A 12,333-nucleotide genomic window follows, 5' to 3' on the forward strand; every position below is an offset into this window, starting at 1 on the left:
GGACCCGGCCTCCCCACCGCACCCGCGAAGATCACCAGCACCACCGTCAGCCAGACCTTCGAACGAGGCACCATCACCACTCCGCGGCGATGACCAGACGACAGGAGCGGGGCAGGGAACCCCTGCCCCGCTCCTGTCATCTGCGTACCTGTCAGTCCAGCAGGCCCAGCAGATACGTGCCGTAACCCGACTTCACGAGCTTCTGCGCCCGCTCCCGCAGCTCGTCGTCCGTGAGGAAGCCCTGGCGCCAGGCGATCTCCTCTGGGGCGCCCACCTTGAGCCCCTGACGCGCTTCGACCGTCCTCACGAAGTTCGACGCATCCGTGAGGGAGTCGAAAGTCCCCGTGTCCAACCAGGCCGTCCCACGCGGCAGGACCTCGACGTGGAGACGCCCGGCCTCGAGGTACGCACGGTTGACGTCCGTGATCTCGTACTCGCCACGCGCTGACGGCTCCAACCCACGCGCGATCTCCACGACATCGTTGTCATAGAAGTACAGGCCGGGCACGGCATAGCTGCTCTTCGGGTGGCTCGGCTTCTCCTCGAGCGACACCGCCTTGAAATTCTCGTCGAACTCGACCACTCCGTATGCCTCGGGCTCGCTGACCTGATAGGCGAAGACCGCTCCCCCGTCGATGTCCTTGAACCTGGACAGCCGGTGTCCCAGGCCCGGCCCGTAGAAGATGTTGTCGCCGAGCGCCAGGGCGGCGCTGTCCGAGCCGACGAAGTCCGCCCCGAGCACGAACGCCTGCGCCAGCCCGTTGGGTTCTGGCTGGACGGCATAGGTGATCGAGACCCCGAACTGAGTGCCGTCCCCGAGCAGCCGCTTGAACTGGTCGGCGTCCTGCGGCGTCGTGATGATGAGAACGTCGCGGATTCCCGCGAGCAGAAGGGTGGAGAGCGGGTAATAGATCATCGGCTTGTCGTAGACAGGAAGGAGCTGCTTGCTCACACCGACGGTGATGGGGTGCAGCCGGGTACCAGACCCACCGGCCAGAATGATTCCTCGCATGGGGACCCATTGTGCCTCACCCTCGCCGCGAAAGGTGGCGCCTCACGGCGGTGAGAGACTAGGCCACGACCGCGCGGCCAGCACCACAGGAGGCCGCAGACAGAACCTCGATGGGAGAACGTTGTGCGTTGGATCGTCACCGGTGCGAGCGGGATGCTCGGCCAGGACCTTGTCCGCCGCCTCGAGGACGAAGGCGAGACGGTGCGGGGTCTGGGCCGCGGGGACCTCGACATCACGAGCTCGCAGGCTGTGGAGCGCGCCATCACGGACGTCGACGTCGTCGTCAACTGCGCGGCGTACACCGCGGTCGACGCCGCCGAGTCCGACGAGGCTCGTGCCTTCGCGATCAATGCGACCGGTCCGTCCTACCTCGCGGCCGCCGCAACCGCGGCGGGGGCGCGGATCGTGCAGGTCTCGACCGACTATGTCTTCACAGGCGACCGGACCGACGACGGCCCCTTCGCCGAGGACTCCCCCCTCGCGCCGCGGTCGGCGTACGGTCGCACGAAGGCGGCCGGCGAGTGGGCTGTGCGGGCGGCGAACCCTGACCATCTCGTGGTGCGCACCGCGTGGCTCTACGGGGCAGCCGGGGCATGCTTCCCCCGGACGATCGCCCGGGCAGCGGGCCAGCGCGACACGCTCGACGTCGTCGAGGACCAGGTCGGACAGCCAACCTGGACCGTCGACGTCGCCGACCTGATCGTCCGACTCGTCCAGGCTGGCGTCCCGGCCGGCACCTACCACGCCACCTCGCACGGAGAGGCATCGTGGTACGAGTTCGCCCAGGCTGTCGTCGAGAGCGCAGGATTCACCGCGCGCAAGGTGCTGCCCACGACGAGCGCAGCCTTCGTGCGACCTGCTCCCCGCCCGGCATACTCGGCCCTCGGTCACGCGGCGCTGCTCGAGGCAGGGGTCCAGCCCATCGGCGCCTGGCGCGAACGCTGGGCGGTCGCTGCCTCGTCCGTCCTCTAGGTCGCGAGCCGACGTGCGTCAGGAGCGCAACGACTCCACGTACCGGCGCACGTCGGCCTCCACCGGGAGCAGCCCGGAGGCGGCTGCTGCCTCCAGGGAGGGGGCGTCGCGATCCTTGTCGGACAGCACGTACGACAGCTCTCGTCCGTCGCGGCCTTCGGTCGGCCAGTCGATCCCGATGCGCGGGTCGAGCGGGTCGATCCCGTGCTCGCGCCCGGGCGCATAGCCCGTCGAGCACAGGTACATGACCGTCGAGTCGTCCTCGAGCGACAGGAACGCGTGCCCGAGTCCCTCGGGGAGGTAGATGGCACGACGGTCGACGTCGTCGAGCACCACGCTGTCCCATGCGCCGAAGGTCGGTGATCCCACCCGGACGTCGACGACGACGTCGAGCACGGCACCTCGCACGCAGGTCACATACTTCGCCTGCCCCGGGGGGACGTCCGCGAAGTGGATGCCCCGGAGCACGCCCGCGGCCGATACCGAGCAGTTCGCCTGCTGCAGGTCGAATGCATGGCCGGCGATCTCCTGGAAGTCTGCTGACCGGAACCACTCGAGAAACGTCCCCCGGGCATCCCCGAGCATCTTCGGCGTGAGCTCCCAGGCTCCGGGAACGGTGAGTTCTCTGGTCTGCACGTCGTACTCCTTCAGGTGTGGTGGATCGTTCGGGGGCCACGGACGGCCCATGGCAGGCGCACGCCGGATCAGCGCACGGCTGATGAACCCATCTGCCGTGCGAAAGTGTCTTCCAGGGTTCGCGCATACGTCTCGGAGAGATGGTTGTCCCGGAAGACCAAGACATTACCCTCCACGGCGCGGCACGCCTCTGGTGCGCAGATGTCGTCCAGCAGGTCGATCACCTGCACCCCGTCGACAGCCTCTGCCGCGGTGACCCCTCGAGAGGTCTGTGACGCGGCCGCGGCACGGTCGGACGCGCACTCGACCGCATCCCGGCCGTGCTCCGAGACACATCCCGGCCCGGAGAATGCCGGGAACGGGACGGGACGGACGTAGAACAGCTTCGCGCCCGCGTCGACGAGCGGCCGCCACGCCTCCTCGAACCCCGCCACGGCGATGTCCTCGTCGGGCCACCCCCATTGCAGGGCCTGGCGGTACCCCTCCTCGCTGAGGTTCGCCATGACGACCACACCGGGCGGCTCGCGCTCCAAGAAGCTGAGGACCTCGCGGTTGTGGCCCACGCACGATTGCTCGGGCCAGGTCCCCAGGTCCAGGCTGAAGGGACATCCGTCCTTGAACAGGACGAGCAGCTCGCGGTTCTCACGAGCGGCGATGGCTGCCAGGGGGGCGACGAACTGCGCGGCGTGGGAGTCGCCCAGGAGCACCATCGACGGCGCCGTCGGTTCGGACGCGCCGTACCGGCAGGCGGAGGACGATGCGGCGACCGCCGCCACGTCAAGCTGGTTGCACCCGTCCTCGTAGACGATCGGCAGGTCCTTCTCGGCGAGGACCGGATCGGGCATGACCGGTGCCTCCTCGACGGGGGACGCTGTCGACCCCAGGGCCCGGGCACCCGGATACCGTGGGTCCTCGCCGATGCGGGTAAGAGCGGCCGCCGCTTCGCGCTTCTCCCGCTCGACGTACAGGCCCGGCAGCGCACCGACCGTGACGACGACGAGCGTGAGACACATCGCCAGCGCGATCGACGGTGTGTCCCGCACCAGGCGACGTCCGGCCGCATGACGAGGGGGCGGCCCCTGGCGGGAAACGGGCGTCCGCACGGGGACGGACCAGGGCCGACGGAACCTCTCTTCGATCCAGCGCGCCGACAGGGCGCTGAGCACGAGGGAGACGGCGAGCAGCGCCACGCCCTGCAGTACCGAGATCTGACTGCTCTGCGCCCAGACCGTGAAGAAGACGATGACCGGCCAGTGCCACAGGTAGAGGCTGTACGAGATGTCCCCGACGTACACGGGGAGCCGAAGACTCAGCAGGGCGCTGACCGAGCCCCGTCCGGCCTCGTCGCCGGTACCCGCGAGCAGGACGAGCACAGCGCCCGTCGTCGGGATGAGGGCGAGCGCTCCCGGGAAACCCTCGACCCCGTCGAGCAGCACCGCGGACCCGAGGATGAGCACGACGCCCAGCCACCCGGCGACACGACGGACCGACGTTCCCGCGCGACCGACCGCGAGTCGAGGCAGCAGCAGTGCGACCAGGCCGCCGAGCACCAGCTCCCACACGCGGGTCAGCGTCGAGTAGTACGCGGCTGCACCCGATGCCCGTTCGGTGTAGTACACGGACCACCCGAAGGACGCGGCGCCGAGCACCACGAGGGCGAGGACGAGCGGCGTCACGTTCCTCCTGGCCGCACCCAGCGCGCGCTGCAGGGCGAACGTCGCGACGACGAGCAGCGGTACGACGAGGTAGAACTGTTCCTCGATGGACAGCGACCAGAAGTGCTGGAACGGGGACACCGCCTGCGACGCGGCCTCGTACTCGCTCGACCCGAACGCGAGAAGGAGATTCTGCACGGAGACCGCGGAGGCCAGCGCCGACTGGGTGATCTCACTCCACCGGGTCATCGGGAAGAGGAGAGCCGACAGGGCGACGGTCGCGACGATCACCACGGCGGACGCCGGCAGCAGACGACGAGCCCGGTGCGCGTAGAAGCGGGTCAGCCGCACGCCGCCCGTCTCGACGGCCTCGCGGGCCAACGATCCGATGATGAGGTACCCGGAGATGACGAAAAAGACGTCAACGCCGACATAGCCACCCGGAAGGATCGTCGGACGCAGGTGGTAGACGACGACGAGGAGGACAGCGACAGCCCGGAGCCCCTGGATGTCCCGGCGACGTCGTGCCGGTGGAGTAACGGTCGATGTCTGTACTGTCCCCTGGGTGGGGCCCTCGGTCTGCGTGCTCATGCGACCCTGGCCACGATCCGACTGGACATCTACGAGTCGACGCCTGACAGCTCCGGCGCGATCTCGTAGATGCGCGCCTCCCCGTTGTCATAGATGAGACGGAACACGTCCGGCTGCTCGTCGAGCTCGTCCAGACCTGTCGACCGGACGTTCTGACCCTCGATGAAGCCGTTCATCGTGACGACGTAGCGGATGTCGAGCTCGTCCACCGCCTCCTGCACGTCCGATCGTTCCGCCAGCTCGTCGAAGTGGTTGAGGAGCAGGATCTGGACGTCCGACGAGGCGTCCCGTGAGTAGTGCCCCGCGACCGGGAGCACACCACCGAGAGCGAGCATCCACGCCGATCCGTCGATGTTGTCGTTCATCACGCGCTCGTCCGGCCCGACCAGGCGCTCGAGCTCCTTCATCGCCTCAGCCTTGAGCGGCGAGACCATCGGCCCGTAGGTGTAGCGGTAGTGGACCGCCCAGTAGCTGCGGTCGAAGTAGTCCGCGCCCATCGTCACGAGGAAGATGGCGGCGATCATCAGTGCAGCCATCGCGGCAGACCCGTGGGAGAGCAGTGACGCGGGGAGCCGCCCGATCTCCGCGGTGAGCCGTGGGTAGCGTCGGACCAGCCAGACCACGGCTCCCCCGAGCGAGTCGAACAGGACGCCGACGAACACCGGAGCCAGGACGGCGGCGAGGGCGGCGAGACGCAGCTGGTCGTTCCACCAGGCGCCCGTCAGCAGGAGGGACAGCGGCGAGTCGACCGCGACCGCGAAGACGTACAACCCCATCGCGGCGAACATCGACAGTGCCAGCGCATAGCCCGGTGCATACTTCCGCCGGAACACGAGGAGGGCACCGGGGAGCACCATGAGGGCGAGGGAGAGCTGGAAGGTGTCGCGGTATCCGGTCCCGAACAGCAGCGCGCTCTCGAGGCCGTCACGCATGCTCTTGAGCGCGGGCCAGTCGTACGCCAGGTCGCCCGAGATCCCCACGAGGCCCAGGACGACGGGGATGAGCAGCACCGCTGCGAATCCGAGGGTGAGCAGCATCCACAGAAGGGTCTGCTTGAGCTGTGCACGCTGCCGGACGACCATCGCGAGGAGCACCGGTACGCCGAGGACGACGGTGCTCGTCACGCCCGAGGTGTGGACACCGACAATCCCCGCCGCGGCAAGCGCAAGGACGAACGCGTCACCGACCCCGCGGCGGCGCATGCTCCGCACCAGCAGGGCGATGATCGGTACGACGAGCACGAGCGACTGCGCGAACGGGAAGAGCCCCCGCCAGAGCAGCTCGAACGGGTAGCTCGTGAACGAGGTCGACACGAGCAGCGCGATGCCTGCGCCGAAGGCCCCGATCTTGAAGGTCTTGATGAGGAAGGCCAGACCGAGGACGATCGCGAGGAACCACGTGAGCACCTGCGCGTGCAGCGCACCGACCACACCGACATCGCCCACCGTGCTCGTGAGCGCGACCAGAGCATGGAAGGCGGACGGGTAGTAGTAGGCGCGGCTCGGGTCAGACCCGTAGCTGTTGATCTCCCGGAGCCCTTCCGGTGTCCCGTCACCCGTGTCGGCGATGAACCTGATCGCGTTCGCCTGGAACACGGCATCGAAGTCCTGCGGGACGATGTTGAACCAGTCGGACACCTTGAGGTAGACGAGGGCACCGATGAGCACGGCGACGACGCCGCTGACCACCACGAAGACGACGCCCCGCCCGGACCACCGGCGCTCTGGTTCCTCGGCGCCCGTGGCGGGCCAGGTACGGAGCAGGCACCACACGAGGAGTCCGACGAGCGCTGTGGTCAGCGCGAGCGCCCACACCGACCAGCGCAGGCCCACGACGTCCGCGGCCATCGTCCCGAGGTACACGACCCCGAGCGTCACGGCGGGGGCCGCTGCGACGCTGGTGAAGACCGAGTTGCGTGCCAGCAGGAGGATCGCTGTCCCCGGCAACCATGTCAGAAGGGTCGCCGCGAGGATCGCGACGACGACGGCCTGGGTGTCCATGTGCGGGTACTACTTCCGATCCTTCGTCGACGGCTGGGGGGTCACCGGGTCGTCTTGGGCTGGTCGATCTGGAGCTTGAACGTCACGCCCTTGAGCGCGGCCTTGGCGAGCCGGACGCGCAGCCGCCACGGCACCTTTGAGTGGGTGAGCTGCTTGATCATGTTCTCCGCGAGCGACGCCGCGAGCGTGGGGCTTCGGAACGCACGAGCGGAGGCCACCTGGTTGCGGACGCCATACTCGAACTTCCAGATGTTGCCGTCGTTGACGTCACCGAAGTTCACGCCGCGGTTCTGCGGGAGAAGGTGGTTGACCTTCGACGACGGGAGGAAGATCCCGGGGCGGTACTTGGACAACCGCTGGGTGTACTCGGCGTCGTCGTACCAGATGAAGAAGTTCGCGCTCGGAAGCCCGACCGCGTGCACGGCCTCGCGGGTGACGAGCACGGAGACGAACGAGCACGACTTCATGAGGGTGAAGTCCGCGCCCATGGCGAGCGGACGCGCGAAGTCCCAGGTCGGTTCGGGCGTGTTCATCTCGCAGAGCGAACCGTCCTTCCACAGCACGAGGCTGCAGGCGAAGGACGGCGTGTACCCGAGCAGGTCGCTGGCGCGCTCGAGGCCCCCCTCGAGCTCTCCGAGCGCCTCGGGTTGCGGCACGGTGTCGTCGTCCATGAGCCACATCGCGTCGAGACCCAACTCGTACGCGGCAGCGGTGCCGGCCGAGAAGCCCCCGGCGCCGCCAGTGTTCGTCTCGAGCCGGCGGACGGTCGTCGGCAGGGCGAAGGTCCGCTCAGCGAGGTACGCCTCCGTCCCGTCGTCCGACGCATTGTCGATGATGACCACGTGAGCCGGAGGCACGGTCTGGGCCTCGATGCCCGCGAGGGTCTGCTCGAGCAGCGCACGACGGTTGTAGGTGACGATGACAGCGGCGGTGCGCATCAGGAGAGCTCCTTGAGGCTGGTCAGGGTACGGGTGAGGAACACGCTGGCGGGCTCCTCGGCCCGCAGAGACGTCACGAGCTCGGCCTGGGCGACCTGTGCCTCCTCGAACGCCCCGGGGCGCGAGGCGAGTGCGACCAGTGCCGCAGACGCCTTGTCGAGGAAGCCACGGGGCTCGCGTGGCACGAGCAGGTCGGGGGCGACGACGGTGCGCTGGCTCCCGACGTCCGAGGACAGGACGAGGACGCCGTGCTGCTCGGCCTCCAGCGTCGTCAGGGTCAGGCCCTCGTTGTCGGAGGAGATGACGAGCACGTCGATCTCCGCGAAGAATGCGTCGACCGGTCCCCAGTCCCTGCGGACGATGACGTCGGACAAGCCCTCGCGAGCGATCTGCGCGGCCGTGAGCCCGCCCAGCGCACCGCTTCCCTGCATGAGGAACTCGAAACGACCCGGGTGCGCCGAGTGGAGCCGCTGCACGAGCTCGACGAACAGGAACGGTCGCTTCTGTGCCGCGAGTCGTCCGAGGAAGCCGATCCGCAACGGGCCTTCGCGGTGCACCGGCCGGTGCTCGACGACGGGGCCCCCCAACTCGGTGAGTGGGTGGTAGTGCACCTTGCTTGCGGGTACACGGGCATCGAGCAGGTAGAGGTCGCGGAGCTCGGGCGAGATCACGTGGTGCTCGTCGATGTGGTGGGAGTACTCGATGCTCGTCCGGACGAAACCGCCGGTCCGGTGCTCGACGATGTGCGTCGAGTCGAGCACGTGGACTCCGGGGGCCGCGTGCCGAAGCTCCGGAAGGAATCCGTACGCCCGGCCGGAGTGGTGGATGTGGAGCACGTCCAAGGTGTGCTCTGCGACGAGGCCTCGGAAGAAGCTGCCCCAGTCCTCCTCCGCAAGGATGTTGCCGGGCACGTACACGTGCTCCGTCAGGGCGAGTGCCTTGTCGAGAAGCCGCTGCGGCGCCGGGACGTCCGCGGTGATGACGACCTCGTAGCCGGCCTCCTTCGCGAGCCGGACCGCGTCGAACGCCCAACTCTCCGCGCCACCCGACTCGAGCCAGTGGAGGGCCATCCACACCGTGGGAGTCCCCGCGCCACCTTCCGAGCGCCCCGCGGTCCGGGTGTGCAGAGCCGGAGAGATCGGCCGGAACTCCGAGCGGCGGCCGACCACGCGGGAGTTGCGTCCCTGGCGCCACCTGTCGAGCAGGAGGGGTGTGCGTCGGTAGGCCGTGCCGTACACCGTGCTGACGACCTTGCGCAGGGGTGACGTCCCGGCGATGAACTCGAACCCGCCCTCGTCACGCAGGACCGAGGACGAGGGAAGCATGAGCACGCGCCCGACGGCCTCCCTGTCCGAGGTGCCCTGCACGGTGATACGACCGACCGCCCGGCCCTCGCCGTACATCCCGCCGGCCGTCGCGGGCTGGATGACGTGCGGGCGGGGAAGGGGCTCGTTCTCTGCCACCGCGAGGACGAGCTCGAGAGCACGCTCGGGGTAGGCGAGCCGCAGGGTCTTCAACGCCGTCGCAAACCACGTCGCACCGAGCTGGTCCGCGACGTCCGCGCCGTGGTCCGTAAGGCTCATGGTGATCCCCGTGATGCCGGACAGGCGCGAGATGTCAGCGGGCAGCGTGTCGAAGTCAGTCATTGAGCGGTGCTCCCCTGTTTGCGTGAGTCATGAGTGATCAGTTCTCACCGCGCAGCTGCGCGATGGCTTGCTCGGTCGGTCCGTCGCTGATCACGACGCCATGGCGAAGAAGGATAGCCCTGTCGCAGAGCTTGCCGACCATGTCGAGGTCGTGGCTGACGATGACCAGAGCCTTGCCGGACGCCTTGAGCTCACGGATCCGGGTAAGGCACTTCTTCTGGAACGGCTCGTCACCGACCGCGAGGATCTCGTCGACGAGGAACACGTCAGGGTCTGTGTGTACGGCGACGGCGAAAGCCAGGCGCAGGAACATGCCCGAGGAGTAGAACTTCACCTCGGTGTCGATGAACTCCTCGATCTCGCTGAAGGCGACGATCTCATCGAACTTCTCGGTGATCTGGGCCTCGGACATGCCAAGGATCGCGGCGTTGAGGAAGACGTTCTCGCGTCCCGTGAGATCAGGGTGGAACCCGGCTCCGACCTCGATGAGACCAGCGATCTTGCCTCGCACGAGGACCTCGCCCGTGTCCGGGGACATGACACCGGACACGAGCTTGAGGAGCGTGCTCTTGCCCGAGCCGTTGAGCCCCAGGAGTGCGACCGCCTCACCGTCCTCGACCTCGAAGCTCACGTCGCGCAGGGCGGTGAACTGGTTCTTCGAAGGGCTCGAGGAACGCTTGAACATGCGGACCACGCGGTCCTTGAGCGTGTGGGTGTGATTGAGCACGAAGTGCTTCCCGAGCCCCGACACGATGATGCGGGGCCCCGGAGCGGTCGCGGGCGTGCCCGCGGTCGAACTCGGAAGAAGTGACATGGTCTAGAGCTCCTGTGCGAAGCGGCCGTCGAGGCGGCGGAAGACGAGCTGGCCCACGGCCAGGACGAGGACGGCGATACCGAGCGCCAGGAGCCCCGTCCAGAGCAGGTTCGGCGGCAGGGGCGACGTCCGGTCGGTTGTCCCGTACCAGAAGGACCAGTGGAAGAGCTCGACCGCCGCCGTGATCGGGTTCACCTGGTAGAGCTTCCACAGGAAGCCGTCGCCGACGGCGTCGGTGACGTTGGTCCACCGGTAGAGGACCGGGGAGAGCCACGTGACGACCATGAGGATGAGGTCGACGATGTTCTCAGCATCCCGGAACAGTACGTTGACAGCCCCGAAGAAGAGGCCGAGGCCGAGTGCGAGCACGCCGATGATGAGGATCGCCAGTACCGCTCCGGCGAGCTCGTTGACCGTCGGCCGCCACCCCACCACCAGCGCACCGACGAGCAGGACGACCAGCTGCGGGAAGAAGTGGACGAGCGCGACCCATAAGGAGGACACCGGGAAGAGCTCACGTGGAAGGTAGATCTTCTTGACCAGCGCCGCGTTGCCGACAATCGACCGGGTGGCGTTCCCGAACGCCTCGGAGAAGAAGTTGACGACGACGATCCCGGAGAAGAGGTAGACCGAGAAGTTCTCGACCGTCTCGTTCATCTTCAGGAAGACGCCGACCGCGAAGTAGAAGACGACGAACTGCACCGCGGGCTTGACGTACGACCAGAGGAGCCCGAGGAACGATCCGCGGTAGCGCACGCGAAGCTCCTTGCGGACGAGGAGCTTGACGAGGTACCGCCTGCGATAGACCTCGAGGAGGCCGCCCCCACGTCCCGGTCGCGCGTATCCCTCCTTCACCACCGTGCTCACGCGTCGACGCCGCCGCTGACCAGGTCCCGGCCCGCAGCGAAGTGCGGGGCGAGCTTGTTGTCGACCATCGAGAGCGCCGCGCCGATCGCCATGTGCATGTCGAGGTACTTGTACGTTCCCAGCCGGCCACCGAACAGGACGTCCTTCTCGCGGGCCGCCAGATCCCGGTACGCGAGGAGGCGTGCGCGGTCTGCCGCCGTGTTGATCGGGTAGTACGGCTCATCGGTCTTCTCGGCGAAGCGCGAGAACTCCCGCATGATCACGGTCTTGTCCTGCGGGTAGTCCCGCTCGGGGTGGAAGTGCCGGAACTCGTGGATGCGCGTGTACGGCACGTCCGCGTCCGCGTAGTTCATGACCGAGGTGCCCTGGAAGTCTCCGACCGGCAGGACCTCCTCCTCGAAGTCGAGGGTCCGCCAGGAGAGGTCGCCCTCGGCGTTGTCGAAGTACCGGTCGACAGGTCCGGTGTACACGACGGGGACGTTGCCCACCGTGTTCGCCTTGTTCACCGGCTGGCTGTCGTCGAAGAAGTCGACGCCCAGACGCACCTCGATGTTCTTGTGGTCCGCCATGCGCTCGATCCACCGCGTGTACCCGTCGACAGGCAGGCCCTCGTACGTGTCGTTGAAGTACCGGTTGTCATAGGTGTAACGCACGGGCAGCCGGGAGATGATGCTCGCTGGCAGGTCTTTGGGATCCGTCTGCCACTGCTTCGCGGTGTAGTCGCGGATGAACGCCTCGTACAGCGGCCGCCCGATGAGCGAGATGCCCTGCTCGTCGAGGTTCTCCGGCGTCTTGCCGCCGAGCTCGGCAGCCTGCGTCCGGAGGAGGTCGCGCGCGGCCTGCGGGCCGTGCGCGGACCGGAAGAACTGGTTGACCGTGCCGAGGTTGATCGGCATCGGGTACACCTCGCCCTTGTGGGTGGTGTACACGCGGTGGACGTAGTCCGTGAAAGCGGTGAACCTGTTGACGTACTCCCACACCCGCTCGTTCGAGGTGTGGAAGAGGTGGGCTCCGTAGCGGTGCACCTCGATGCCGGTCTCCGGCTCGAGCTCGGAGTACGCGTTACCGCCGATGTGGTTCCTGCGGTCGACGACGAGGACCTTACGACCGTGCTGCTCGGCGATGCGCTCCGCCACGGTGAGCCCGAAGAACCCCGATCCAACGATGACAAGATCCGCGTCCACGCACACTCCTCCTGTAGT

General features: G+C 67.7%; 10 protein-coding genes. 1 reads left to right on the forward strand and 9 read right to left on the reverse strand.

Annotated features, from left to right (window positions below; all coding sequences use genetic code 11):
• Window positions 1–151 precede the first annotated feature (151 nt).
• Window positions 152–1,012 carry a glucose-1-phosphate thymidylyltransferase RfbA gene (gene rfbA, locus AC2AXK_RS12705; RefSeq protein WP_484345757.1) on the reverse strand — a complete coding sequence of 287 codons (861 nt, stop codon included), beginning with the start codon at window positions 1,010–1,012 and terminating at the stop codon, window positions 152–154.
• Window positions 1,013–1,135: 123 nt separating this feature from the next.
• Here rfbA and rfbD point away from each other — a divergent pair, with 123 nt between their 5' ends.
• Entirely contained in the window at window positions 1,136–1,984 is an 849-nt protein-coding gene (gene rfbD / locus AC2AXK_RS12710; protein ID WP_484345758.1) for a dTDP-4-dehydrorhamnose reductase, read from the forward strand.
• 18 nt (window positions 1,985–2,002) lie between these two features.
• Here rfbD and AC2AXK_RS12715 read toward each other — a convergent pair whose 3' ends face one another.
• From AC2AXK_RS12715 to glf, 8 genes are all read right to left on the reverse strand, one after another.
• A complete protein-coding gene (locus AC2AXK_RS12715) occupies window positions 2,003–2,620 on the reverse strand; it encodes a dTDP-4-dehydrorhamnose 3,5-epimerase family protein (protein ID WP_484345759.1) in 618 nt (205 codons plus the stop codon).
• 68 nt (window positions 2,621–2,688) lie between these two features.
• Window positions 2,689–4,866, reverse strand: coding sequence for an acyltransferase family protein (locus AC2AXK_RS12720; RefSeq protein WP_484345760.1), 2,178 nt, complete (start codon window positions 4,864–4,866; stop codon window positions 2,689–2,691).
• Between the two features lie 29 nt (window positions 4,867–4,895).
• Window positions 4,896–6,866 (reverse strand): DUF6541 family protein, encoded by a 1,971-nt coding sequence (locus tag AC2AXK_RS12725; protein ID WP_484345761.1) that lies wholly within the window; start codon window positions 6,864–6,866, stop codon window positions 4,896–4,898.
• 41 nt (window positions 6,867–6,907) lie between these two features.
• Window positions 6,908–7,804 carry a glycosyltransferase family 2 protein gene (locus AC2AXK_RS12730; RefSeq protein ID WP_484345762.1) on the reverse strand — a complete coding sequence of 299 codons (897 nt, stop codon included), beginning with the start codon at window positions 7,802–7,804 and terminating at the stop codon, window positions 6,908–6,910.
• Complete coding sequence (locus AC2AXK_RS12735; RefSeq protein WP_484345763.1) at window positions 7,804–9,450, reverse strand: glycosyltransferase; 1,647 nt, start codon at window positions 9,448–9,450, stop codon at window positions 7,804–7,806. The genes AC2AXK_RS12730 and AC2AXK_RS12735 overlap by 1 nt, the downstream gene beginning before the upstream one ends.
• A 37-nt stretch (window positions 9,451–9,487) precedes the next feature.
• The gene (locus AC2AXK_RS12740; RefSeq protein WP_484345764.1) at window positions 9,488–10,264 is read right to left on the reverse strand and encodes an ABC transporter ATP-binding protein; all 777 of its coding nucleotides are present in this window, start codon (window positions 10,262–10,264) and stop codon (window positions 9,488–9,490) included.
• 3 nt (window positions 10,265–10,267) lie between these two features.
• Window positions 10,268–11,131, reverse strand: a complete 864-nt coding sequence (locus AC2AXK_RS12745) for an ABC transporter permease (RefSeq protein ID WP_484345765.1) — start codon at window positions 11,129–11,131, stop codon at window positions 10,268–10,270.
• Window positions 11,128–12,315 carry a UDP-galactopyranose mutase gene (gene glf, locus AC2AXK_RS12750; protein WP_484345766.1) on the reverse strand — a complete coding sequence of 396 codons (1,188 nt, stop codon included), beginning with the start codon at window positions 12,313–12,315 and terminating at the stop codon, window positions 11,128–11,130. Before glf ends, AC2AXK_RS12745 begins: the two co-directional genes overlap by 4 nt.
• Between the last annotated feature and the right edge of the window lie 18 nt (window positions 12,316–12,333).

The organism is Sanguibacter sp. Z6_81 (assembly GCF_057180625.1).